This window comes from Serratia sp. CMO1, from assembly GCF_015689115.1.
Lineage (GTDB): Bacteria > Pseudomonadota > Gammaproteobacteria > Enterobacterales > Enterobacteriaceae > Serratia > Serratia marcescens.
Genome location: NZ_CP065032.1, coordinates 1,215,005 through 1,238,189, shown reverse-complemented (window position 1 = coordinate 1,238,189; position 23,185 = coordinate 1,215,005). Strand labels below are relative to the sequence as shown.

Here is a 23,185-nt window from a genome sequence, read left to right as displayed (position 1 = left end):
TTTTCTTCGCCCCTCCTGCGCTTTGCAATGAAGTGTAAACGATTCCATTTTTCGCGTTAGATCACCTTTTTACCGCCGCGGGCGTGCTATCTTTCTGCGCAACAGCCTCTCCCTGTTCAGCAACGGGCGTCTCAAGACGGTAATTGGAAGCGATTACACTTTCGTCGGCGCCAAGAAAGGAACCGTATGACGGAATTTAACCCTATCGATCATCCGCACCGCCGCTACAATCCGCTGAGCGGCCAGTGGGTGCTGGTCTCACCGCACCGCGCCAAGCGCCCCTGGCAGGGCCAGCAGGAGGCCGTCCCCACAGAAACGCTGCCGGCGCACGATCCCGACTGTTTCCTGTGCCCGGGCAACGCGCGCGTCACCGGCGATCGCAATCCGGATTATCGCGGTACCTATGTTTTCACCAACGATTTCGCCGCGCTGATGAGCGATACGCCGCCGGCGCCCGACAGCCAGGATCCGCTGATGCGCAGCCAGAGCGCGCGCGGCGTCAGCCGGGTGATCTGCTTCTCTCCCGATCACAGCAAGACCCTGCCCGAACTGACGCTGCCGGCGCTGGAGCAAGTGGTTGCCGCCTGGCAGGCGCAAACCGATGAGCTGGGCAAGCACTACCCCTGGGTACAGCTGTTCGAAAACAAAGGCGCGGCGATGGGCTGCTCCAACCCGCACCCGCACGGGCAGGTCTGGGCCAACAGTTTTCTGCCGAACGAGGCCGAACGCGAAGATCGCCTGCAGCACGACTATTTCCGGGAATATGCCTCCCCGCTGCTGCTGGATTATGCACAGCGCGAGCTGGCCGCAGGCGAACGCATCGTGGTGAACACCGAACACTGGCTGGCGGTGGTGCCCTACTGGGCCGCCTGGCCGTTTGAAACGCTGCTGCTGCCGAAAACGGCGGTGCAGCGCATCACCGAACTCGGCGCGGCGCAGAGCAGCGATCTGGCGCTGGCGCTGAAGAAGCTGACCAGCCGCTACGACAACCTGTTCCAGTGTTCCTTCCCCTATTCGATGGGATGGCACGGCGCGCCGTTCAACGGCGCCGACAACCGGCACTGGCAGCTGCACGCCCATTTCTATCCGCCGCTGCTGCGTTCAGCCAGCGTGCGCAAATTTATGGTCGGTTACGAGATGCTGGCGGAAACCCAGCGCGATCTGACCGCTGAACAGGCCGCAGAGCGTCTGCGCGCCGTCAGCGATATTCATTACCGTGAAGCCGGAGCCCAAGCATGAGCCTGAAACCGCTTACCCATTCCCTGTTTACCGAACACTTCGGCTACGCGCCGGCGTTGACCATCCAGGCGCCGGGGCGGGTGAACCTGATCGGCGAGCATACCGATTACAACGACGGCTTCGTGCTGCCCTGCGCCATCGATTACCAAACCGTCATCGCCTGCGCCAAGCGCGACGACCGCCAGATCCGCGTGCTGGCCGCCGATTATCAGAATCAGCAGGATCAATTCTCGCTCGACGAGCCGATCGTCAGCCACCCCGATCAGCGCTGGTCCGACTATGTGCGCGGCGTGGTGAAACATCTTCAGCGCCGCAACGCCGACTTCGGCGGCGCGGATCTGGTGATCGCCGGCAATGTGCCGCAAGGGGCGGGGCTCAGCTCCTCCGCCGCGCTGGAGGTGGCGGTGGGCCAGGCGCTGCAGGCGCTCTATCAGCTGCCGTTGGACGGCGTGGCGCTGGCGCTGAACGGCCAGGAGGCGGAGAACCAGTTCGTCGGCTGCAACTGCGGCATCATGGACCAGTTGATCTCCGCGCTCGGCCGGCGCGACAGCGCTCTGCTGATCGACTGCCGCTCGCTGGAAACCCGTGCGGTGCCGATGCCGGACAACGTCGCGGTGGTGATCGTCAACTCCAATGTGCAGCGCGGGCTGGTGGACAGCGAGTACAACACCCGCCGCACACAGTGCGAAGAAGCGGCGCGATTCTTCGGCGTCAAGGCGCTGCGCGACGTCAGCCCCGAACAATTTGCAGCGCGTCAACATCAGTTGGATCCGTTGGTGGCCAAACGCGCGCGGCACGTCATCAGCGAGAACGCCCGCACGCTGGCGGCGGCCGACGCGCTGGCGGCCGGCGACCTGCAGCGCATGGGCCGGCTGATGGCGGAATCCCACGCCTCGATGCGCGATGACTTTGAAATCACCGTGCCGCCGATCGATCGGTTGGTCGAGATCGTCAAAGCGACGATCGGCCCGCGCGGTGGCGTGCGCATGACCGGCGGCGGCTTTGGCGGCTGCATCGTCGCGCTGATGCCGCAGGATCTCGTGGAGACAGTGCGTGCCGCCGTGGCGCACGAGTATCCGCGGCAAACCGGCGGATTGCAGGAAACCTTCTATGTCTGCCAGGCTTCGCAGGGGGCCGGCCCATGCTGACGGTGAGCACGGAAGCGGCGCCCGATGGGCAACCTTACCAGCTGACACTGCTGCAAAACGCCGACGGCATGACGGTGACGCTGATGGACTGGGGCGCCACCTGGCTGTCCGCCGTCTTGCCGCTCAAATCCGGTGAAAAGCGCGAGCTGTTGCTGGGTTGCCACAGCCCGGCGGACTACCCACGTCAGGGCGCCTATCTGGGCGCCACCGTCGGCCGTTACGCCAACCGCATCGCCAACGCCAGTCTGCCCATCGGCGGGAAAACCCATGCGCTGGCCGCCAATCAGGGCGCCCATCAGCTGCACGGTGGCCCCGACGGTTTTCATGCCCGCCGCTGGCGCCGGGTGCAGCATGATGCGCAGCAGGTCTGCTATGCGCTGCATTCGGCGGAGGGCGATCAGGGTTTCCCCGGCAATCTCGACGTGCAGGTTTGTTACCGCCTGACCTCGGATAATCGCCTGGAAATCAACTATCTGGCGCAGGTCGATCGCCCCTGCCCGGTCAATCTGACCAACCACGCCTATTTCAATCTGGACGGCGCCGGCACCGACGCCCGCGCCCAACGGTTGCAGCTGTTCGCCGATCGCTACCTGCCTGTCGACGCCGAGGGCATTCCCTGCGCCGATCTGACGCCGGTGGACGGCAGCGGCATGGATTTTCGTCAGCCGAAAACGCTGCTGCAGGATTTCCTGCGCGATCGCGACCAGCAGCGGGTGCAAGGCTACGATCACGCCTTTCTGCTGCAGCGTACCTGTGGGGCGCTGGAGAGCCCGGCGGCGCATTTGTGGTCCGCCGACGGGCAAGTGCAAATGAGCGTGTTCACCGACGCGCCTGCGCTGCAGCTCTACAGCGGCAATTATCTGGCCGGCACGCCGGCGCGCGATGGCGGCAGCTACGCCAACCATGCCGGCGTGGCGCTGGAGAGCGAGTTTTTGCCGGACAGCCCGCACCATCCCGAGTGGCCGCAGCCGGACTGTTGGCTGCAACCGGGGAGCCGCTACCGCAGCGCCACGCATTATCAGTTTTATCCTATCTGACCTGCTACGCCCCTCGCCGTGCGGCCGGGGGCAATTTGTTATAAATGCTTACCTTTTAGCGCCATCCCCCCACCGGTGCCCACCTTCCCTTATTCCAAAGCGCGCACTACACTCAGGCTACCGTGATAAGCACAACGCCTTGTGCAACGTCACCATTTTCGGCCGATGGCGGCCAATCAATAGCTGAAGGAACACCTATGCGTCTGATTACTGCACTTCCATTGCTGGCGGGCTTAATGCTGAGCACCAATCTGATGGCGGCCGACGCGACGACGGCGACGAAAACGCCTTCGCCGGCGCAGGCGGCCCAACAGAAACGCATGACCGATTGCAACCAGCAGGCATCCACCAAGTCGCTGAAAGGCGCCGATCGCTCCACCTTTATGAGCACCTGTCTGAAGTCCGAAGGCGCCGCTGCGTCCGGCAAAACCCTGACGCCGCAGCAGCAGAAAATGAAAAGCTGCAATGCCGACGCCAAGACCAAGGATCTGAAGGGCGACGCGCGTAAAACCTTCATGAGCAACTGCCTGAAAAAATCGGCCTGATTTCCCCTCTGCCACGGCGCGTCCGGAGCGATTCCGACGCGCCGTTTCTCCCCCTTACGCATCAGCCTGAACGATTCAGCTTTTTCCTTTCGACAGCCCTTACTTTGCGGCAAGAAATTGGCTATGGTTAGACACTATCGATTGCCGAGCCCCGGCCCGCGGCAATATAATGATTTTCGTTATCATTGAAATGTCAGATTATTAAGGAGTTAAGCTATGGCTGTAACTAAGCTGGTTCTGGTGCGTCACGGCGAAAGCCAGTGGAACCAAGAAAACCGCTTCACCGGTTGGTATGATGTTGATCTGTCCGACAAGGGCCGCACCGAAGCGAAAGCAGCAGGCAAGCTGTTGAAAGAGGAAGGTTTCACTTTTGACTTCGCTTACACCTCCGTACTGAAGCGCGCGATCCACACCCTGTGGAACATCCTCGACGAGCTGGATCAAGCCTGGTTGCCAACCGAAAAATCCTGGAAGCTGAACGAACGTCACTACGGCGCGCTGCAGGGTCTGAACAAAGCGGAAACCGCGGAAAAATACGGCGACGAGCAGGTGAAACAATGGCGTCGCGGCTTCGCGGTGACCCCACCTGAGCTGACCAAAGAAGACGAACGTTACCCTGGCCACGATCCGCGCTACGCTTCGCTGACCGAGCAAGAGCTGCCGCTGACCGAAAGCCTGGCGCTGACCATCGATCGCGTTATCCCTTACTGGGACGAAGAGATCCTGCCACGCATCAAGAGCGGCGAGCGCGTGATCGTTGCGGCGCACGGCAACTCCCTGCGCGCGCTGGTGAAATACCTGGATAACCTGAGCGAAGATGAAATCCTCGAGCTGAACATCCCAACCGGCGTGCCGTTGGTGTATGAGTTCGACGAGAACTTCAAACCAACCAAACGTTACTACCTGGGTAACGCCGACGAGATCGCAGCAAAAGCGGCGGCCGTAGCGAACCAGGGTAAAGCGAAGTAATTTCGCCCGTTCACGAAAAAGCCCCCGGTTTTCACCGGGGGCTTTTTTATTGCTGCTGCGCCATCGCCTCGTTCACCGCGTCCAGCCGTTCCTGCATCGCCGGATGGGTGCTGAGCCAGGCAGGCAGCGCCCAGTCATCGGCCTTTTCTCGTTCAGGCGCCTGCGCCAACGCGCGGTAGATCGCCGCCATTTCCGCCAACGAACGCCCCTGGCGCTGCATTTCCGCTATCGCAAACGCATCCGCCTCACGCTCCATCCCGCGAGAAAACTGCATCTCATTCACGAAGGATGCGGACTGCAGCAGCGTGTCGCCGATGCCGCTGACGTCACCCGTCATCCACATCAGCGTCAACGCCACCAATGACGAACGCACCAACATGCGCATCGGGTGACGATGGGCGTGATGCCCCATCTCATGCAGCATCACCGCCGCCAAGCCATCGTCGTTTTTTGACAAGGTGACCAGGCTATCGCTGAGCACCAGCGTGCCGTCCGGCAGCATAAAGGCGTTCGGCGCACCGGGCGCCGCCATCAGCTTCAGCGAGAGCGGCGTGCGCTCCTGGCGCATGTCGGCCGGCATCACCTGCCGGAACAGCTGCTGCAGCGCCCGTTGCCGCTCGGCCGGCAGTGCGGAGGGCGCGAAGCCGCTCTGGTCCAAGAACGTCTGCGTATGTTCGCCCAGCGTCTGTTCCACCGAGGTGGGGATGCGCATGGCGATCTCGCTGCTCGCCCACGGCAGCACCACGTAAACGTAAGCCACTACCGCCAACAGCGTCATCAGCAGCGCCAGGGCGACGCCGCGTTTATGGCGCTCCAGGCGATGCACCCACCCCGGCGAACGGCGTTGATAGAACCAGCGGCGAAAGGCCGCGTCGTCGTCAGGCACAAAGCGCCCGCCGCCCTTGAAGGTGAGCGTCAGCGGAATATTGCCCAGCGCGGCAGAAACGGTGATGTCCGTCAGCGGGATGTAACGCTGTTCATCCTGCCGCTGCAACGTCACGCCTTCGCCGCTTTCGTTCACCAGCAGACGAGCCGCCTCACGTGCGGCCCGTCCCGGCAACTGATAAGCGCCTTCAAGGATCATCGGCGCCTCAGAAGTTGCCGCCCAGATCCAGCGCCTGCAGCGCTTCTTCGGCCACCGCGCTGTTGGCGCTTTCCTGATGCGCCGTAATGTCCAGCAGCGCCAGATCGCCTTCAACCGCCGTGCAGGCCGCCAGATAACGGGCATGACGCACTTCCGCCACCGGCGCCGCCAAACCGAGCGAGAACAGGGTAATCAGGGTATTGGTGATCAACAATCCCATATACGGCAGCGTTTTCATTGAGGAATGCAGCTTGATGTCGCCGTTCAGCCTTGCCTGGTTAAACAGATAGTTGCGCTGGGCAACGACCTGGTAGCTGCTGGCCACCAGCGCGCCGATCAACAGCACCACCATCATCAGCAGAAGGCTGCTGATATTGTCCAGCACCAGCACATCAATGGCTTCATTGGTCAACATGCCCATCAACACCATCTGATAGAGAGTAAAGAAGAACGAACCGATGCACACCAACGCGACCAACATGAATGGCAGGAATATGAGCAGGCCGATCAAGGCAAATTTGATAAAGGCCGATTTCTTCAGTTCGGCAATAAACGGTGTGCGCCCGAAGAACAGGTTATTAACGTACAAATCATGCTGCAGTGCGCTAATAATGCCGTTTACCGCCGCAAATGCCGGCACGGCCAAAATCAGCGTCAGTACCAGCATAAAAGCGATGGCGTTGATGCTGCCAAGACCGCTGCCAATGCCGAGCAAGATGATCAGACCGACATACAGCCCGATAATCAGCAATAACGGGCAGAACAGTAAAGCCCAATAGGCACGCCCGGTGCGGCAGACATAATTAAAACGCACGCCGCGATAGCTCGACATAATCGCATTGTAGCGCCAGCTGCGAATAACGATCCACGGCAGCAGGGCAAGCAACACCAGCAAAGCCAGCAGCCCCAACAGGGGCGTTATCGCCAGCAAGATATAAAACACGATGATGCCGCCGATCACCAACAGCCGCCCTTTCAGAATTTGCAGCGGTTGTGCATGGTAGTCGAAACGATCGCCGTCCAATTCCGTGTTGCCGTAAAAATAGCGGCGACGGCGCACCGTCGCCCAGGCGGAATAGATGCCCAGGGTCAGGACGGTCAATAATGCATTGACTAACCAAATAGCGAAGTACTCACCACCTTTCCCATGGAATTTAATCCGGTGCAGCCCCAGCGGCTGCGAGGTATTGTTTGTCATAATTCTTTCATCCTGAAAGGAATAAGGTCATACCACTCCCCACTTATTAGGCCTGCGGGGTTTATGGAATAAAAAAAGCGTCTTATATAAGCACAATGCCGCGAGCAGTGACAATTATTCTTTTCTTAAATAGGAATAATGCGAAGAGGGCCGCTTAAGGACTTAATTGGCCTATTAACTGTAAGCCTTAAAGTCGTGGAATATAGAGAAGTGCAATGGCAAGGATAAAACAAGGGCCCGTTATCGGGCCCTTGTCATTGTTTGCGGTTATCCGCGGCGCGCTTTCACCGCCGCCGCCAGATCGCGCAGCACGGTTTCGGTGTCCTGCCAGCCGATGCAGCCGTCGGTCACGCTCTTGCCGTAAACCAGCGGTTCGCCGCTTTCGAGGTTCTGGTTGCCTTCCACCAGGTGACTTTCGATCATCACGCCGATGATCGCTTTTTCACCGCCGCTAATCTGCCCGCAAACGTCAGCGCTCACGTCCATCTGCTTTTTGAACTGTTTGCTGCTGTTGGCATGGCTGAAGTCGATCATCACCTGCGCAGGCAGCCCGGCTTTGCTCAGGCCGGCTTTGACGTCCTTCACGTGCGCCGCGCTGTAGTTCGGCTCTTTGCCGCCGCGCAGAATAATGTGGCAGTCGCCGTTGCCGCTGGTATTAACGATCGCCGAGTGACCCCACTTGGTCACCGACAGGAAGCAGTGCGGCGCGCCGGCGGCGTTGATGGCGTCGATCGCCACCTTGATGGTGCCGTCGGTGCCATTCTTGAAACCGACCGGGCACGAGAGGCCGGAGGCCAGCTCGCGGTGCACCTGCGATTCCGTGGTGCGCGCGCCGATGGCGCCCCAGCTCATCAGATCCGCCAGGTACTGCGGCGTGATCATGTCGAGGAATTCGCCGGCGGCCGGCAGACCGCTGTCGTTGATCTCCACCAGCAGTTTGCGCGCCAGGCGCAGGCCGTCGTTGATGTTGAAGCTGTTGTCCATCTGCGGATCGTTGATCAGGCCTTTCCAGCCCACGGTGGTGCGCGGTTTTTCGAAGTATACGCGCATCACCACTTCCAGCTCGCCGCTCAGTTCTTCACGCAGCGCCAGCAGGCGCCCCGCGTACTCTTTGGCGGCTTGGGTATCGTGGATGGAGCAAGGGCCAATCACCACCAGCAGGCGATCGTCGCTGCCGCGGAGGATATTGTGAATCGCGCTGCGGGCCTGGGACACCGTCTTTGCCGCGCGTTCGGTAGCCGGGAATTTCTCCAGCAGAGCCACCGGCGGCAGGAGTTCCTTAATATCATTAATGCGTAAATCGTCGTTTTGGTAATTCATAGCTTTTCCATTCGGTATCGAGGGGTATTTCGCAGTGCGTAACGGTGTAGATCCCAACAATCTAGCCTGTGGGAATGGCGCTGTAAATCACCTTTGCCCCCCTCCGCTGGAACCGCCAAATTAACAGCAGATTGTGCTGTTTCATCAGGGGAGCGCAGAGCCTCCTTTTTCGCTATGCTAGCGATCGGAATATAAAGCGACCCGAGTTGAAAATGCCTTCTCTGTTATTAGTTGATGACCACCCGGTGGTTCATGTCGCACTGGAAGCGGCGCTAATGAAATCATCCCGCCCCTACCGCCTGCAGGCGGCGCAGGACGACGTCCAGGCGTTGGCTCTGCTGGCCGAGGCCGCTTTCGGCCTGGTGATCCTGGATATCGGCCTGCCGCAGGTCGATGGGCTGCAGCTGTTGAAAAAAATCCGCCGCCGCTACCCGCAACAAAAGATCCTGATCTATACCGCGCAAGAGGCCGATGTGTATGCGCGCATGGCGCATGCCGCCGGCGCCGACGGTTTCGTCAATAAAGGCAGCTCGCTGGCGGAGTTGGTGCTGGCGATCGAGCAGGTGCTGGACGGTGAAGCCAGTTTCCCCGCCGCCGCGCTGGCCGAAGAAGCGCCGACGGCGGACGGCGGGCTGCTCACGCCCAAGGAGCTCGAGGTGCTGGGTTTGCTGAGCCAGGGGCTGTCCAACCTGCAGATCGCCGACCGGCTGCACATCAGCAACAAGACCGTCAGCACGCACAAGAAAAACATCCAGCGCAAAACCGGCGCCGGTAATCTGCTGGAGCTGGTGGCGGTATTTAAAGAGCTGGCGCCATGATGCGCCGCGCCCTGCTGCTGCTGATCCTGCTGTGCGGCCTGGCGCAGGCGGGGGAGCCGGTGCGCTATCAGCTGGTCAGCAATCTGAATCCCCCCGAGAACATGCTGATCGTCGGCGAGAAAAACCCCTGGCGCGACCGCACGCTGCGCGTCGGCATCATCAGTGAGAACACCAGCCCGTACAACATCATTGTGGATGACGATCTGTATGGGCTGAACGCCGACTACCTCGGCTATATCCAGCAGGTAACCGGCATTCGCTTCGCCATTTACGGCTTCGCCGATCTGACGCAGCTGGAGCAGGCGCTGCACGACGGCAAAATCGATCTGCTGTATGGCATCCCGCAAAGTGAAGCGCTGCACGGATTGGCGATCTCTCAGCCCTATTACGTCAGCAACCTGCGCGTATTGCGCGACCGCAGCAACGATCGGCCGGTGATGCTCAACTCCGCCAATGCCCGCGTCGCGATCGGCGCGCTGACCGACATGCAGTCTGGCGGCGCCCTGCAGGCGGTGGCGTCGCAGATCCAGCGCTACGACAACAACCTGCAGGCGGTCTATTCGCTGCTCAACGGCAGCAGCGACTACTTTATCGCCGACGAGGCCAGCGCCAGCTTTATCATCGACCAGTTGCAGCTCGGCCAGCTCTATCAGATTGAAAGCAACGAGAACCTGGGCAACCTGTCCTTCGTGTTCGCCGCCGCCGACCCGCGGCTGATAGATACGCTGGACACCGCCATCGCCGACGCGCCGATGGAGCTGATGAATGCCCTGCAGAGCCGCTGGAGCAAAAAGATCCCCAGCTACCTCGATACCGGCAATGCCGATCTGACGACGATGGAGAAGAATTGGGTGGCGAGCCACCGCGTGGTTTACTACGCCGCCATCGAGAACAATTTCCCGTTCGCCTACCGCGGCTCCGACGGCCAGCCGCGCGGCTACGCCATCGATATTCTCAACATCATCGCGCAAAACACCGGGCTGCGTTTCGCGCCGCTGTGGGCGCGCAACGCCGAGCAGGCCGATCAGCTGGTGCAATCCGGCCAGGCCAGCTTCCGCGCCGCCCTGCCGCTGGCGCGCGGCGTCAAGGCGCGCTACAGCGCCAGCATGCCGATCCACCGTTCGCTGTGGGGCGTTTACGTCGGCCAGTATGCCAACGGCGTCTCGACCTGGGGCGATCTGGCCGGCAAGCGCATCGGCGTGCTGCAGGGCGATTTGGCGCAGGGGCTGGTGCCGGAGCAGGAACAGACCGTCAGCTTCGCCGACAGCAAGTCGATGTACGACGCGCTGGCCAACGGCCAGCTGGATGCGCTGGTGGATAACGTCATCTCCGCCAACTTTTTGGCGCTGTCGCGCTATTCCGGCGCCATCAAGCTGGCCTTCGCCGCCAACAATATCCCCTATCCGGTGGCTTTCGGCGTGCGCCGCGATCAGCCGCTGCTGCTGGCGATCCTCGATAAGAACCTGATGCAGATCCCAGCGGACACCCTGCAATCGCTGCGCGACGAGTGGATCGTCGATCGCAGCAACCTGATCGACGCGGTGAACGACAACCGCATGCCGCCGCAGACCACCTGGCTGCTGGCGCTGTTGGCCGCCGCTACCGTGCTGCTGTTGGCGCTGACTCTGCGCCGTTTCATGCTGCAGCGCCGTGAAAAACGCGAACGCGAAGAGCTCGAGCAGGCGCGCCGCCGCGCCGAAGCGGAAAATCGCATGAAGAGCAAATTCCTCGCCACCGTCAGCCATGAACTGCGCACGCCGATGCACGCCATCCTCGGCCTGCTGGAACTGGAGCTCAAACGCCAACCTGCGCCGGAAGGCCTGCCGGTGATTTACAGTTCGGCCTCATCGCTGCTCAACCTGCTCAACGACCTGCAGGATCACGCGCGGTTGGAAACCGGGTCGTTGACGTTGGCGCCAAAACCGGTGGCGCTGCGCCCCTGGGTCGCGCGCATCGACGCCCTTTACCGACCGCTGATCGGCGATCGGCCGTTGACGCTGAGCGTGGTGGCGGATTTGGCGCTGCCGGAGGCGGTGGTCATTGATGGTGAGCGTTTACTTCAGGTGGCTAACAATCTGATAAACAACGCGATAAAGTTCACGCCGCGCGGCGCCATTCAGGTCGAAGTCGGCTGGCGCGCGCAGGATGAGCGGCAGGGGGAATTGCATCTGACGGTGAACGACAGCGGCTGCGGCATCGCCGCCGATGAGGTAGGCAAGCTGTTTCAACCGTTTTACCGCGCGCGCGGCGCGCAACGCATCTCGGTGCAAGGAACCGGTTTGGGCCTGTCGATCTGCAAAGAAATCGTCGAACAGATGGGCGGCCGCATCGCGTTGCACTCGCAGCCGGGCGTCGGTACACGCGTCGAGGTCGCGATACCGGTCGAGCTGAGCGGCGCGCCGCCGGCTGTCGCCCCGGCAGAGCGTAGCTTTGATCTGCCGTCTTCCGCCATGCGTACCGCGCTGATCGACGATCATCCCACTAATCTGTTGCTGCTGGAACGCCAGCTGCGCCACTTCGGGCTGCAGCCGGCCCGCTTTGAACAAGGCTATGCGCTGCTGCAGGCCCAGCGCCGGCAGCCGTTCGATCTGCTGTTTATCGACTATAACATGCCGCGCCCGGACGGACTGACGCTGGCCAGGCTGATCCGGCGCGACGAACAGCGGCTGCAGCGCCCGCCTTGCCGCATCGTGCTCTGCTCGGCAGACGTGCAGGAGTTTACCCGCATCCCGCCGGGCCTGGTGGCGATCGACCACTTCCTGACCAAGCCGATTTCACTGGCGGCAATCGGCCAGGTATTGGCTCAGCAACCGCAGGCTCAGGAAGAAAAGTCAGTCCTTACTGACCTACGGCAAACGCTGGCTGAGATGGCGGGCGGCGATCGCGCCATGATGCAGCGGCTGGCGCAGACGCTCAACGACACGCTGCGGCAAGACCGGCAGCGGCTCGCGGATGCCGTCGCCGCGAGCGACTGGCCACGCCTGGAACAGGCGGCGCACCGCATCAAGGGCAGCCTGCTGATGCTGCAGTTGCCGGAAGCCGCGCGGCTGTGCCAGCAACTGGTGGAAACCGCACGTCGGGGCGAACTTGCCGCCGCCGCTTATACTAAATTAAAGGCGTCAGTGGCGCAGATAGAACCGGAGCTGGACGCTCTGCTCGCCGCCGCCCCCACTTTCGCTATGCATAAGGATGAATAATGTCGGACACTCCACACGTACACCTGCCGAAAGACAGTAATAGTAAACGCCTACTGACCGCTTTTTTAGTCACCGCCGTCTTTATGGTGGCCGAAGTGGCCGGCGGCCTATTGTCCGGCTCGCTGGCGCTGTTGGCCGACGCCGGGCACATGCTGACCGATGCCGCCGCGCTGTTGGTGGCGCTGATGGCGGTGCACTTTTCCCAGCGCAAGCCCAACGCGCGCCACACCTTCGGCTATCTGCGCCTGACCACCCTGGCGGCCTTCCTCAACGCCGCGGCGCTACTGGTGATCTTGGTATTCATCCTGTGGGAGGCGATACGGCGTTTCTTCGAACCACAGCCGGTGATGGGTACTCCGATGCTGATCATCGCCATAGCGGGGCTGCTGGCGAACCTGTTCGCCTTCTGGCTGCTGCATCGCGGCAGCGAAGAGAAAAATATCAACGTGAGGGCGGCCGCGCTGCATGTGTTGGGCGACCTGCTCGGCTCGGTGGGCGCCATCGTCGCCGCCATCGTCATTCTCGCCACCGGCTGGACGCCGATTGACCCGATCCTGTCGGTGCTGGTCTCCTGTCTGGTGCTGCGCAGCGCCTGGCGGCTGCTGAAGGAGAGCTTCCACGAGCTGCTGGAAGGCACGCCGCAGGAGGTCGACATCGCCAAGCTGCAAAAAGACCTGTGCCTGAACATCCCGGAAGTGCGCAATATCCACCACGTACACGTCTGGCAGATCGGCGAACAGAAGCTGATGACGCTGCATGCGCAGGTGATCCCGCCGCATGACCACGATGGGCTGTTGCAACGTATCCAGGCTTATCTGTTGGAACACTACAAGATCGGCCACGTGACCATTCAGATGGAGTACCGGCACTGCGAGACGCCGGACTGCGGTATCAACCGGGCACCGGAGCCGAGTGAACACTCACATGCCGAAGCGCATTCCCATCTGGGGCATCACCACTAAGCCACGAGGGCGCCATCACGGCGCCCTCTGCGTTGTTACGGTGCGGAAGAGAGCGGATTGGAACGGTTGCGCCCGGCGCTCTTGATCCACAGCCAGGAGCCGTTCAGGGCGATCAGCGTCAGAATGACATACTCCAGCGCCATCGCGTACACGCCCTGGTAGGCGAAGATCGCCACGCTGATGACATCGATAACCACCCACAGCAGCCAGTTTTCCACGTACTTGCGCGTCATCAGGATCATCGCCACGATGGAGAGCACCATCATCGCCGAATCCCAGAACGGGAACGCGTCCGGCTGCAGCGTCGGCATCTGCACGTTCAGCCCCAGCCCTTGCATCACCGCCACCGCAATCTGCGTCAGCCAGGCGAACACGCGGTCGATGTTGAAGGTCATCAGGCCGATGCCGATGACGCAAACCGCCGCCCAGGCCAACGCTTTCGGCAGCGGCAGCCAGCGGATCTGCAGCTCGGCCTGATTATCCTGGGTTTGGCGGCTCCAGGCATACCAACCGTAAATATTGGCGCCGAAGAAAAACAGCTGCAGCAGCAGGCTGGCGTACAGCTGGATCTGGAAGAAAATCACCGCGAACAGCGTGACGTTGATCAGGCCGAACAGGTAGTTGATGATTTTTTCCTTGCTGGCGTACCAGATGCACAGCAACCCGAACAGTGTGCCGATGGCTTCGATCCACGACAGATCGTAACCGCCCGCGCCAAGCGGAATATGCACCAGAATATTGCTGGTACTGAAGAAGCTCATGAGATCATCCTTTTAAACGGTTAAGCGTTGCCTTTAACCTGCATCTTAAGCTGAGCGGCGAAATCCAGCATGCGGTTCAGCGGCACCAGCGCCTTTTCACGCAGCGCGGCGTCCACGTGGATCTCATGCTGCGCGCCCCCCTGCTCCAGCCCTTCGGCAATCGCCTTCAGGCCATTCATCGCCATCCACGGGCAATGCGCGCAGCTGCGGCAGGTCGCGCCTTCACCGGCGGTCGGCGCTTCGAACAGCTCCTTGTCCGGACAAGCCTGCTGCATCTTGTAAAAGATACCGCGATCGGTGGCGACGATCAGCTGTTGATGCGGCAATGTTTTCGCCGCCTGAATCAGTTGGCTGGTCGATCCCACCGCATCCGCCAGCTCGACCACCGCCTGAGGCGATTCGGGATGCACCAGGATGGCCGCCTGCGGATAGAGCGCCTTCATGCGCCGCAGCGCCTGGGTCTTAAACTCGTCATGGACAATACAGGCGCCTTGCCAACACAACACGTCAGCGCCGGTCTGCTTCTGCACGTAGCTGCCGAGATGACGATCCGGCGCCCAGATAATTTTCTCGCCCAGGCTATCCAGATGCTCGATCAGTTCGACGGCGATGCTGGAGGTCACCACCCAGTCAGCGCGCGCTTTGACCGCCGCCGAGGTATTCGCATAGACCACCACAGTGCGATCGGGATGGCTGTCGCAAAACGCATGAAATTCCTCTTCCGGGCAGCCCAGATCCAGCGAACATTCGGCAAACAGCGTCGGCATCAGCACCTGCTTTTCCGGGCTGAGGATCTTGGCGGTTTCCCCCATGAAACGCACGCCGGCCACCAACAGCGTGGAAGCCGGATGCGCGCTGCCGAAGCGTGCCATTTCCAGCGAATCCGCCACGCAGCCGCCGGTTTCTTCCGCCAGCGCCTGGATTTCCGGATCGGTATAATAGTGGGCGACCATCACCGCGTTGCGCTGCTTGAGCAGGGTTTTGATCTTTTCGCGATAAAAGGCTTTTTCGGCTACGTCCAGCGGTACCGGTTTAGGCGGGAAGGGATACACCGCCGCATTGACATCAAACATTTCACTCATCGCTGCAATCTCATGCTAGGCTGGGCGCCTGCCGCTTGAATATTGCCTGCCGCAACGCCCTTCGTTTTATATACTAAACAAAATACCTAAATCAGCGCGAAAAGTCCGCTGATATTTTCAATTTTGCGCACCTATTGTTTAATAGATTAAAAACACAGGCATTGCCCGCGCAGTTCACAGCGGATAACCGCTTGGCGAGAACGTATAGCCGTTCAGAAAAGCGCGGGATGACGATCGGTGTGTTGTTGAAACGAGAAAGCAGCGGATTCAGATTGCGGTGATGCGGATGCGATAAAAGGCGCTTTTTCTGAATGGGTGGGTCGTGCAGGATTGATTCGGCATGTGGCCTCACCCTGCGGGCAACGCTGCGCGTTGTCGTATCTCTGAACCTGAGCGCAGGATCTCACCCGCACGACTCGGTGACCATGTTAGCGAGAAGATGAGGTCAGGTTTGGATGTTACAGAAACGAAAAAAGCGCCCAAAGGCGCTTTTTTCTGAATTGGTGGGTCGTGCAGGATTCGAACCTGCGACCAATTGATTAAAAGTCAACTGCTCTACCAACTGAGCTAACGACCCGCAGTGTGGTGGGTGATGACGGGCTCGAACCGCCGACCCCCTCCGTGTAAAGGAGATGCTCTACCAACTGAGCTAATCACCCACTGCTGTGGTACTGCTATTTTTCACATCTTGTCCACTCAAAGCGTGGTGGATCGTGCAGGATAACTCGGCCTTTGGCCTCGCCCTTCGGGCCATCACCGGAGTGATGTTGTCTCGCTTCGCGAGACTCGAACCTTTACGGTTCTCATCCTGACGATTTAACACCTTGCTCTATTAAAGAGTGGTGGGTCGTGCAGGATTCGAACCTGCGACCAATTGATTAAAAGTCAACTGCTCTACCAACTGAGCTAACGACCCACTGATGTGGTTTACTGCTGATGGCGAATAGGTTATTGGAACCGACTCGCGGAAAACAAGGATGGGGATGTTCAGGACAACTCGACGGGTACTCGACTCGGACCTTTACTTTGCCACATCAAACCGATTCTGAAGCTGCCATTCTTAAAGAATGGTGGGTCGTGCAGGATAACCGGCCTTTGGCCTCGCCCTTGCGGGCCATCACCGGAGTGATGTTGTCTCGCTGCGCGAGACTCGAACCTTTACGGTTCTCATCCTTTACGATTCTCTGTCGCAGCCATTCTTAAAGAATGGTGGGTCGTGCAGGATTCGAACCTGCGACCAATTGATTAAAAGTCAACTGCTCTACCAACTGAGCTAACGACCCATAACAGTGGTGGGTGATGACGGGCTCGAACCGCCGACCCCCTCCGTGTAAAGGAGATGCTCTACCAACTGAGCTAATCACCCACTGTTGTGGTTACTGCTACTTCAGAAATTGGTGGGTCGTGCAGGATTCGAACCTGCGACCAATTGATTAAAAGTCAACTGCTCTACCAACTGAGCTAACGACCCAATTTCCCTGCCGCTTTAACATCTTGCAAGATGTCTTGGCAACGGCGGCATATATTACTAATTTATCTTGGCAGCGCAACCTAAATTTTTTACCGATGCGTTCAACTGCTTGTTCTTCACGCGAATGAGCCCAGAAATCGGTCAAATCGACTAACTTCTGGGCTCATTTTTCTAACCGTTAACCGCCTACGCGACTTTTCGCCTGCTTGGCCGCCGCACTGGTTGGGTATTGTTTGATCACCTGCTGGAACACGGCCTTGGCTTTATCGGCCTGCCCTTTTTCCTGCATGATGATACCCACCTTGTACATGGCGTCCGGCGCCTTCGGTGATTTAGCGTAATTCTTCACCACCACCGCAAAATAATAGGCCGCATCGTCTTTTTTACCCTTGTTGTAGAACAACTGGCCCAGCCAATAGTTGGCGTTGGGCTGGTAAGTAGACTTCGGGTACTGTTTTACGAAGGACTGAAAGGCGGAAATCGCCTGGTCATACTGTTTTTTTTCCAGCGCCAGAGAAACAGCGGCGTTGTAGTCGCTGTTCTCATCACCGCCGCTCGGCGTTGCAGAAGCGGCTGCAGGCGCGCTGCTGCCCGCATCGGAAGATGCGCCTGCGGCTGCCCCGCCGGCAGCGCCCGCTGCCGCAGAGGCGCTCTGAGCGCCGCCCTGGCTGAGGCTATCCATCTGTTGATAGATTTGCTTCTGGCGTTCAACGACCTGATTCAACTGATACTGGCTTTCCTGGATTTGCCCACGGAGAGAATCAATGTCGCGTTGATTGTCAGAGAGTTGTTGCTGGAGTTGGTTTAAAAGCTGGCCTTGAGCATTGCTGATGCGCTCAAGCGAGGTGACGCGGTCTTCGACCGAGCCGGAGCCGACATTACTGATTGGCGCTTGGGCAGTAGCGGCCCAAGGGGCCGCTACGCCAACCAGTAACGACAGACTCAACAGGTGACGTCTGAAGTTACTGTTCATGCGATTCTCTTAGTAAACCAGAACGGCACGACGGTTTTTAGCATAAGCCGCTTCGTCGTGGCCCAGTACTGCTGGTTTTTCTTTACCGTAAGAAACGATAGAGATCTGGTCAGCGGAAACGCCTTTACCCTGCAGGTACATTTTAACGGCGTTAGCACGACGCTCACCCAGAGCGATGTTGTATTCCGGCGTGCCGCGTTCGTCAGCGTGGCCTTCAACGGTCACTTTGTAAGACGGGTTGTTACGCAGGAATGCAGCGTGCGCGTCCAGCATCTGAGCGAATTCGGAGCTTACGTCATACTTGTCCAGGCCGAAGTAAACGATGTTGTTCTTCTGCAGTTCTTGCATCTGCAGACGAGCTTGTTCTTCGGAAGACAGGTTGCTGCTGCCGTTTTCCATACCAGTGCCGGCGCCAGCGCCCATACCAGATTGGTCGTTGTTCGCGCTTTTGTTAGAACTACAAGCTGCTACAGCCAGAACTGGCAGTGCCAGCAGAAGCCCTTTCAGCACTTTGTTCAGTTGCATTTCTTTGATCCTTTTATAGTTTGCCATACATATTTACACATGCATCACAGATACGGCGACCAGGCAGGGAATTTGACCTGTCCATCAGTTGCCGGAAGACGCGCTTTGAAACGCCCATCAGTTGACACCAACTGCAGCACGGAGCCCATACCTTGCGTGGAGCTATAGATCACCATGGTGCCGTTTGGCGCAATACTAGGCGTTTCATCCAGGAAGGTGCCGGTCAAAACCTGAACGGCGCCCGATCCAAGATCTTGTTTGGCGATGTGTTGTGCACCACTGTTGGTGCTCACCATCACCAGGAATTTACCGTCGGAGCTGACTTCAGAATCCTGGTTCTGAGAGCCTTCCCATGTCAGACGCTGTGCGGCACCGCCGCTGGCGCTGATTTTATAAATCTGCGGACGCCCGCCCTGGTCGGAGGTAAACGCCAGAGACTGGCCATCCGGGAACCAGGTCGGTTCGGTGTTGTTGTTGCGGCCATCGGTCAGCTGCGTGATCTGGCCGGAGCCGAGGTTCATCACGTACAGGTTCAGGCTGCCGCTCTTGGACAGCGCGAAGGCCAGCTTGCTGCCGTCCGGCGAGAACGCCGGCGCACCGTTGTGGCGCGGGAACGAAGCGATCTGGCGGATGGCGCCGTTAGCCAGGGTTTGCACCACCAGCGCGGAACGGCCGCTCTCGAAGGTCACGTAAGCCAGTTTGCTGCCGTCCGGCGACCAGGCCGGCGACATCAGCGGCTCAGGCGAACGGTGCACCGTGAACTGGTTGTAACCGTCGTAATCCGCTACGCGCAGCTCGTACGGGAATTTCCCGCCGTTGGTCTGCACCACGTAGGCGATACGGGTGCGGAACGCGCCCTTGATGCCGGTCAGCTTCTCGAACACTTCGTCGCTGGCGGTATGTGCAGAATAACGCAACCACTGTTTGGTCACTTTATACTGGTTCTGCGCCAATACGGTGCCCGGCGAACCCGAAGTATCCACCAACTGGTAGGAGATCAGGTAGCTGCCGTCGGCGCCAGGCTGAACCTGGCCGACAACCACGGCGTCGATGCCCAATGCAGTCCAGGCCGCCGGCGTCACTTCAGACGCGGAAGTCGGTTGCTGCGGCATGCGCGCCACGTCGATCGGGTTGAATTTGCCGCTGTTGCGCAGATCCGCGCCGACAATCTTGCCGATATCTTCCGGCGGCGTGCCTGGACCCGCCCACTTAAACGGCACCACGCCAATCGGACGAGCGGAGTCGACCCCTTGGGTGATTTCAATGCGAACTTCCGCGTGCAACACGGACGCCCACAGAATTAAAAAACCTAGCGCTACTCGAAATGCCTGCTTCATCTCATCTCCCTTATCCAGGCGGGATGCCTGCGATAAATTAGCAGAATTTTAACAAACCAACTTACGTAAAACTACATAATCCCTGTTGGTTACCTTAGTACATCCCTGTGATCTTACTCAGCTCAAACAACCATTATTCCGGCCTGAACGTAAGGGGAGCATTCTTAAACACCTCATACACCGCCTGGCTTGGCGGTTTCGGGATCTTCGCCTGTTTCGCCGCGGCTATCGCCGCCTGACACAGTGCCGGATCGCCCCCTTCAGATTTAACGTCTACCAGAAAACCGTCCGGCGCCAGCTTGATTCGCAGGTCACATTTACGGCCCTTGTACAGATCCGCATCGTAGAACTTGCTTTGAATCGCAGCGGTAATCTGGCCAAGATAGCCATTGATTTCCGCCCCGCTGGCGCCAGCCGTTTTGGCATTGCCCTGGCCAGCCGGTTTACCGTCACCCTTCTGCTTGCCGCCACCTTTCGGCGCGTTCTTGCCGTCCGCCAGGCCACCAAACAGGTCATCAACTTCCGCCGATTGCTTCGCAGCCTCGGCGGCGGCTTTTTTCTTCTCTGCAGCAGCTTTCTTGGCTGCCGCAGCTTTCTCAGCGGCGGCCGCTTTCTTCTCTGCCTCGGCGGCAGCCTTCTTCTCGGCTTCCGCTGCGGCTTTTTTCTCGGCTTCAGCAGCCGCTTTCTTCTCCGCAGCCTCTGCAGCTTTTTGCTCTGCGGCAGCGGCGGCGGCTTTCTTCGCCTCTTCCGCCTGTTTCTTGGCGGCGGCGGCAGCGGCCGCTTCTTTCTTGGCTTCCGCTTCGGCTTTCTTCTGCGCGTCCGCCTGCGCCTTGGCGACCTTGTCCGCTTCGGCCTTCGCCTTGGCGGCGGCGGCTTCGGCGACCTTCTGTTGCTCTTTGGCTTTCGCTGCAGCGGCCTCCGCCGCTTTTTGCTGCTCGGCGGCCTGCTTCTGCTGCTCCGCCGCCTTCTGCTGTTGCTCAGCCTGCGCTTTGGCGTCCTGCGCGGCTTTCTCCTGCGCCGCCAAACGCTCTTTCTCCAGCTCTTTCAGGCGCTGCTGTTGCTCCGCCTGCTTCTGCTGAAGCTCTTCGGCCTGTTGCTCCGCTTTTTTCTGGCGCTGCTTCTCGGCACGCTGCGCATCGTTGCTCTGCTGCTGCTGGCGGTTGTACTGTTCCACCACCGCGCCGGGATCGACCATTACCGCGCCCACTACAGAACCATCGCCGCCGCCGCCGGCGCTCATGTCGACCTTTTCCTGCAGCGATCCCCAAATCAGCAGGGCAATCAGTATGAAGTGCAGAACGACCGAAACAATAACGGCGCGGTTCAGCTTATCGTTTTGCTCAGTTGCCTTTACCAAAATAGATTCCCAAAAACTGGTGTTGCTTATACGGGGTTCCTGGGCCGCAGCGCAGGAACCGGGTTGCCGTTCGCCTTACGGTCAGATCGGCTGGGTCATCAGCCCCACGGAAGCTACGCCCGCCTGATGGAGAATATTCAATGCCTTGATAATCTCATCGTAAGGGACTTCCTTCGCACCGCCGATCAAAAAGACCGTTTTCGGGTTAGCCGCCAAACGCGACTTGGCTTCGGCCGCGACTTGTTCAGGCGGCAGCAGCTCCATACGGTTGTGATCCACCACCAGGGTGTATTGACCTACGCCGGAAACCTCAAGGATCACCGGCGGATTGTCATCGCTGGACACCGTTTTGGAATCGGTGGCGTCCGGCAGGTCAACCTCCACGCTCTGCGTGATGATTGGCGCAGTTGCCATAAAGATCAGCAGCAGCACCAGCAACACGTCGAGCAGCGGAACGATGTTAATTTCGGACTTCAGCTCGCGCCGACTACGTCCACGTACTCTCGCCATGCTACCTCCTACTTATTTGCTGTCGCTGGAGAAGGCCTGACGATGCAGAATAGCGGTGAACTCTTCCATAAAGTTGTCGTAATTCTGCTCAAGCTTGTTGACGCGCTGGTTGAGACGGTTATAGGCCATTACCGCCGGGATGGCGGCGAACAGACCGATCGCGGTGGCGATCAGCGCTTCGGCGATACCCGGCGCCACCATCTGCAGCGTGGCTTGCTTCACCGCGCCCAGCGCGATAAAGGCGTGCATGATCCCCCACACGGTGCCGAACAGACCGATGTACGGACTGATCGAACCGACGGTGCCGAGGAACGGAATATGGGTTTCCAGCGTTTCCAGCTCGCGGTTCATCGAAATGCGCATCGCGCGCGACGCCCCTTCGATCACCGACTCCGGCGCATGGTTGTTGGCGCGGTGCAGGCGGGCGAACTCTTTGAAACCGGAATGGAAGATCTGCTCGGAACCGGTCAGGCTATCGCGACGCGCCTGACTTTCCTGGTACAGACGGGAAAGCTCGATACCGGACCAGAATTTGTCTTCAAAGGCTTCGGCGTCGCGCGTCGCCGCATTGAGGATGCGGGTGCGCTGAATGATGATCGCCCAGGAGGCTACCGAGAAGCATATCAAAATCAACATGATAAGCTTAACCAGCAGGCTCGCCTTCAAGAATAAATCTAGGATGTTCATGTCAGTCACTGCTTAAACTCCGCGACAATAGACTTAGGAAGCGCTCTTGGCTTCATTTGGTGTGGATCAATACAGGCAATCAGGACATCTGCCTGGCTCAGTAGGGCCCCGTCAGAATTGACAATGCGTTGAGCAAACGTGAGAGAAGCCCCGCGCAGAGAGGTGATTTCACTCTGGACCTCCAGTTGCTCGTCGAGACGAGCCGGAGCCAGATAATCCACCGTCATGCGCCGGACGACAAAAGCGACTTGTTCACTGAGCAGCTGCTGTTGATGAAAGTTGTGCTGACGCAGCATCTCTGTGCGCGCTCTTTCAAAAAAGGCGACGTAGCGGGCGTGATAGACCACACCACTGGCATCGGTATCCTCGTAGTAAACGCGAACCGGCCATCGAAACAACGTATTACTCACTCTACTTCCCAGCAATGCAATTTAACGCTGCTACTATACGCAAGACGGATCGGGTTGGGAATGGGTTACAAGATGGGAATGAAAATAATTATGGGCCGTGAGGGCCCATAACGTGGGGACATCGGGGAGATTATAAAGAAACGTAAAGTAATCCTGCGCACAAGATCACAATTGCGGGAAGCGGCGCGAAAAAAGCGCGCCAGACGCTGCGCTGCGGGCGGAATCCGAAACCGTGGATCACCCCGGCGCATACGGCCCAAATCAGCAACAGCCCTTCCCAAATCTCCAGCGAGCTGGTTTTGGCGGCGAAACGCGTCGGATCCCAGAACACGCACCCCGCCAAAATCAACGCCAGCACCAGGGAAAGGGCCCGAACCGGGCCCTTGTCGGTGACAGCGTACAGCTTGTCAATCACGGACGAGCTCATCACTTACCGTCTTGCTGAGCTTTGGTCGCTTCGCTCTGCTCAAGCGCCAGCGCCGTGATGATGCCGAAGGCGCAGGCAAGAAGCGTTCCGAGAATCCAGGCAAAATACCACATGGTTTAGCTCCTTAT

22 protein-coding genes, 6 tRNA genes and 3 other RNA genes are annotated in these 23,185 nt (G+C 59.3%); 8 read left to right on the top strand and 23 right to left on the bottom strand.

What is annotated here, in order from left to right:
• Positions 1–186 precede the first annotated feature (186 nt).
• The 5 genes from galT (at position 187) to gpmA (ending at position 4,938) form a co-directional block, all read left to right on the top strand.
• Positions 187–1,239: a galactose-1-phosphate uridylyltransferase gene (gene galT / locus IT763_RS05790; protein WP_016928710.1), complete on the top strand. Its 1,053-nt coding sequence runs from the start codon at positions 187–189 to the stop codon at positions 1,237–1,239.
• A complete protein-coding gene (gene galK, locus IT763_RS05785) occupies positions 1,236–2,387 on the top strand; it encodes a galactokinase (protein WP_021504595.1) in 1,152 nt (383 codons plus the stop codon). The genes galT and galK overlap by 4 nt, the downstream gene beginning before the upstream one ends.
• Positions 2,381–3,424, top strand: a complete 1,044-nt coding sequence (gene galM, locus IT763_RS05780; protein ID WP_206195244.1) for a galactose-1-epimerase — start codon at positions 2,381–2,383, stop codon at positions 3,422–3,424. Before galK ends, galM begins: the two co-directional genes overlap by 7 nt.
• Positions 3,425–3,621: 197 nt before the next feature.
• Complete coding sequence (locus IT763_RS05775; RefSeq protein ID WP_028127665.1) at positions 3,622–3,969, top strand: PsiF family protein; 348 nt, start codon at positions 3,622–3,624, stop codon at positions 3,967–3,969.
• Between the two features lie 216 nt (positions 3,970–4,185).
• Entirely contained in the window at positions 4,186–4,938 is a 753-nt protein-coding gene (gpmA, locus tag IT763_RS05770; RefSeq protein ID WP_004939834.1) for a 2,3-diphosphoglycerate-dependent phosphoglycerate mutase, read from the top strand.
• A gap of 46 nt (positions 4,939–4,984) precedes the next feature.
• Here the strand turns inward: gpmA and IT763_RS05765 are convergent, their stop codons facing one another.
• The 3 genes from IT763_RS05765 to aroG all read right to left on the bottom strand — a co-directional run bounded on the left by IT763_RS05765 (position 4,985) and on the right by aroG (position 8,540).
• Positions 4,985–6,022, bottom strand: a complete 1,038-nt coding sequence (locus IT763_RS05765; RefSeq protein ID WP_206195243.1) for a M48 family metallopeptidase — start codon at positions 6,020–6,022, stop codon at positions 4,985–4,987.
• A gap of 7 nt (positions 6,023–6,029) precedes the next feature.
• Positions 6,030–7,220 (bottom strand): YjgN family protein, encoded by a 1,191-nt coding sequence (locus IT763_RS05760; RefSeq protein ID WP_048795559.1) that lies wholly within the window; start codon positions 7,218–7,220, stop codon positions 6,030–6,032.
• Positions 7,221–7,487: 267 nt separating this feature from the next.
• Positions 7,488–8,540 carry a 3-deoxy-7-phosphoheptulonate synthase AroG gene (gene aroG, locus IT763_RS05755; protein WP_016928717.1) on the bottom strand — a complete coding sequence of 351 codons (1,053 nt, stop codon included), beginning with the start codon at positions 8,538–8,540 and terminating at the stop codon, positions 7,488–7,490.
• A gap of 212 nt (positions 8,541–8,752) precedes the next feature.
• Here aroG and IT763_RS05750 point away from each other — a divergent pair, with 212 nt between their 5' ends.
• From IT763_RS05750 to zitB, 3 genes are read left to right on the top strand one after another with little or no spacing between them, the layout of a single operon-like run.
• Positions 8,753–9,358 carry a response regulator transcription factor gene (locus tag IT763_RS05750; RefSeq protein WP_028127666.1) on the top strand — a complete coding sequence of 202 codons (606 nt, stop codon included), beginning with the start codon at positions 8,753–8,755 and terminating at the stop codon, positions 9,356–9,358.
• The gene (locus IT763_RS05745; protein ID WP_206195242.1) at positions 9,355–12,555 is read left to right on the top strand and encodes an ATP-binding protein; all 3,201 of its coding nucleotides are present in this window, start codon (positions 9,355–9,357) and stop codon (positions 12,553–12,555) included. Before IT763_RS05750 ends, IT763_RS05745 begins: the two co-directional genes overlap by 4 nt.
• Entirely contained in the window at positions 12,555–13,517 is a 963-nt protein-coding gene (gene zitB / locus IT763_RS05740; protein WP_206195241.1) for a CDF family zinc transporter ZitB, read from the top strand. Before IT763_RS05745 ends, zitB begins: the two co-directional genes overlap by 1 nt.
• Before the next feature lie 35 nt (positions 13,518–13,552).
• Here the strand turns inward: zitB and pnuC are convergent, their stop codons facing one another.
• The 20 genes from pnuC to cydX all read right to left on the bottom strand — a co-directional run bounded on the left by pnuC (position 13,553) and on the right by cydX (position 23,170).
• On the bottom strand, positions 13,553–14,278 hold the full coding sequence (gene pnuC / locus IT763_RS05735) for a nicotinamide riboside transporter PnuC (RefSeq protein WP_016928721.1): 726 nt from the start codon (positions 14,276–14,278) through the stop codon (positions 13,553–13,555).
• A 20-nt stretch (positions 14,279–14,298) separates the two neighbouring features.
• Positions 14,299–15,360, bottom strand: a complete 1,062-nt coding sequence (gene nadA / locus IT763_RS05730) for a quinolinate synthase NadA (protein WP_015376982.1) — start codon at positions 15,358–15,360, stop codon at positions 14,299–14,301.
• Positions 15,361–15,673: 313 nt separating this feature from the next.
• Positions 15,674–15,787, bottom strand: a non-coding RNA gene (locus tag IT763_RS05725) — RtT sRNA.
• 74 nt (positions 15,788–15,861) lie between these two features.
• A tRNA-Lys gene (locus IT763_RS05720) sits at positions 15,862–15,937 on the bottom strand.
• A 6-nt stretch (positions 15,938–15,943) separates the two neighbouring features.
• Positions 15,944–16,019: transfer RNA gene (locus tag IT763_RS05715), tRNA-Val, on the bottom strand.
• Between the two features lie 45 nt (positions 16,020–16,064).
• Positions 16,065–16,187, bottom strand: a non-coding RNA gene (locus IT763_RS05710) — RtT sRNA.
• Between the two features lie 13 nt (positions 16,188–16,200).
• Positions 16,201–16,276, bottom strand: a tRNA-Lys gene (locus IT763_RS05705).
• 152 nt (positions 16,277–16,428) lie between these two features.
• Positions 16,429–16,552: non-coding RNA, RtT sRNA (locus IT763_RS05700), on the bottom strand.
• A gap of 15 nt (positions 16,553–16,567) precedes the next feature.
• Positions 16,568–16,643, bottom strand: a tRNA-Lys gene (locus IT763_RS05695).
• A 7-nt stretch (positions 16,644–16,650) separates the two neighbouring features.
• Positions 16,651–16,726 (bottom strand) — tRNA-Val (locus IT763_RS05690).
• Between the two features lie 29 nt (positions 16,727–16,755).
• Positions 16,756–16,831, bottom strand: a tRNA-Lys gene (locus IT763_RS05685).
• 178 nt (positions 16,832–17,009) lie between these two features.
• Positions 17,010–17,804, bottom strand: a complete 795-nt coding sequence (gene cpoB / locus IT763_RS05680; RefSeq protein ID WP_004939852.1) for a cell division protein CpoB — start codon at positions 17,802–17,804, stop codon at positions 17,010–17,012.
• A 9-nt stretch (positions 17,805–17,813) separates the two neighbouring features.
• Positions 17,814–18,329 carry a peptidoglycan-associated lipoprotein Pal gene (gene pal, locus IT763_RS05675; protein WP_004939853.1) on the bottom strand — a complete coding sequence of 172 codons (516 nt, stop codon included), beginning with the start codon at positions 18,327–18,329 and terminating at the stop codon, positions 17,814–17,816.
• A 44-nt stretch (positions 18,330–18,373) separates the two neighbouring features.
• Positions 18,374–19,666 carry a Tol-Pal system beta propeller repeat protein TolB gene (tolB, locus tag IT763_RS05670; protein ID WP_004939856.1) on the bottom strand — a complete coding sequence of 431 codons (1,293 nt, stop codon included), beginning with the start codon at positions 19,664–19,666 and terminating at the stop codon, positions 18,374–18,376.
• A 133-nt stretch (positions 19,667–19,799) separates the two neighbouring features.
• Positions 19,800–21,023, bottom strand: coding sequence for a cell envelope integrity protein TolA (tolA, locus tag IT763_RS05665; protein ID WP_016928724.1), 1,224 nt, complete (start codon positions 21,021–21,023; stop codon positions 19,800–19,802).
• Positions 21,024–21,104: 81 nt separating this feature from the next.
• On the bottom strand, positions 21,105–21,533 hold the full coding sequence (gene tolR / locus IT763_RS05660) for a colicin uptake protein TolR (protein ID WP_004939859.1): 429 nt from the start codon (positions 21,531–21,533) through the stop codon (positions 21,105–21,107).
• 12 nt (positions 21,534–21,545) lie between these two features.
• Complete coding sequence (tolQ, locus tag IT763_RS05655) at positions 21,546–22,229, bottom strand: Tol-Pal system protein TolQ (protein WP_004939862.1); 684 nt, start codon at positions 22,227–22,229, stop codon at positions 21,546–21,548.
• Complete coding sequence (gene ybgC / locus IT763_RS05650; protein ID WP_004939863.1) at positions 22,226–22,630, bottom strand: tol-pal system-associated acyl-CoA thioesterase; 405 nt, start codon at positions 22,628–22,630, stop codon at positions 22,226–22,228. The genes tolQ and ybgC overlap by 4 nt, the downstream gene beginning before the upstream one ends.
• Positions 22,631–22,760: 130 nt before the next feature.
• Entirely contained in the window at positions 22,761–23,057 is a 297-nt protein-coding gene (gene ybgE, locus IT763_RS05645) for a cyd operon protein YbgE (protein WP_004939866.1), read from the bottom strand.
• Positions 23,057–23,170 (bottom strand): cytochrome bd-I oxidase subunit CydX, encoded by a 114-nt coding sequence (gene cydX, locus IT763_RS05640; RefSeq protein ID WP_004939868.1) that lies wholly within the window; start codon positions 23,168–23,170, stop codon positions 23,057–23,059. Before cydX ends, ybgE begins: the two co-directional genes overlap by 1 nt.
• Positions 23,171–23,185: the final 15 nt, after the last annotated feature.

Coding starts and splice junctions, on each gene's coding strand:
- galK (WP_021504595.1), top strand. CDS start 1,236: ATGAGCCTGAAACCGCTTACCCATTCCCTGTTTACCGAACACTTCGGC.
- cpoB (WP_004939852.1), bottom strand. CDS start 17,804: ATGAACAGTAACTTCAGACGTCACCTGTTGAGTCTGTCGTTACTGGTT.
- nadA (WP_015376982.1), bottom strand. CDS start 15,360: ATGAGTGAAATGTTTGATGTCAATGCGGCGGTGTATCCCTTCCCGCCT.
- ybgE (WP_004939866.1), bottom strand. CDS start 23,057: ATGAGCTCGTCCGTGATTGACAAGCTGTACGCTGTCACCGACAAGGGC.
- cydX (WP_004939868.1), bottom strand. CDS start 23,170: ATGTGGTATTTTGCCTGGATTCTCGGAACGCTTCTTGCCTGCGCCTTC.
- IT763_RS05745 (WP_206195242.1), top strand. CDS start 9,355: ATGATGCGCCGCGCCCTGCTGCTGCTGATCCTGCTGTGCGGCCTGGCG.
- IT763_RS05765 (WP_206195243.1), bottom strand. CDS start 6,022: ATGATCCTTGAAGGCGCTTATCAGTTGCCGGGACGGGCCGCACGTGAG.
- IT763_RS05760 (WP_048795559.1), bottom strand. CDS start 7,220: ATGACAAACAATACCTCGCAGCCGCTGGGGCTGCACCGGATTAAATTC.
- galM (WP_206195244.1), top strand. CDS start 2,381: ATGCTGACGGTGAGCACGGAAGCGGCGCCCGATGGGCAACCTTACCAG.
- gpmA (WP_004939834.1), top strand. CDS start 4,186: ATGGCTGTAACTAAGCTGGTTCTGGTGCGTCACGGCGAAAGCCAGTGG.
- pal (WP_004939853.1), bottom strand. CDS start 18,329: ATGCAACTGAACAAAGTGCTGAAAGGGCTTCTGCTGGCACTGCCAGTT.
- tolB (WP_004939856.1), bottom strand. CDS start 19,666: ATGAAGCAGGCATTTCGAGTAGCGCTAGGTTTTTTAATTCTGTGGGCG.
- aroG (WP_016928717.1), bottom strand. CDS start 8,540: ATGAATTACCAAAACGACGATTTACGCATTAATGATATTAAGGAACTC.
- IT763_RS05775 (WP_028127665.1), top strand. CDS start 3,622: ATGCGTCTGATTACTGCACTTCCATTGCTGGCGGGCTTAATGCTGAGC.
- tolR (WP_004939859.1), bottom strand. CDS start 21,533: ATGGCGAGAGTACGTGGACGTAGTCGGCGCGAGCTGAAGTCCGAAATT.
- IT763_RS05750 (WP_028127666.1), top strand. CDS start 8,753: ATGCCTTCTCTGTTATTAGTTGATGACCACCCGGTGGTTCATGTCGCA.
- zitB (WP_206195241.1), top strand. CDS start 12,555: ATGTCGGACACTCCACACGTACACCTGCCGAAAGACAGTAATAGTAAA.
- galT (WP_016928710.1), top strand. CDS start 187: ATGACGGAATTTAACCCTATCGATCATCCGCACCGCCGCTACAATCCG.
- pnuC (WP_016928721.1), bottom strand. CDS start 14,278: ATGAGCTTCTTCAGTACCAGCAATATTCTGGTGCATATTCCGCTTGGC.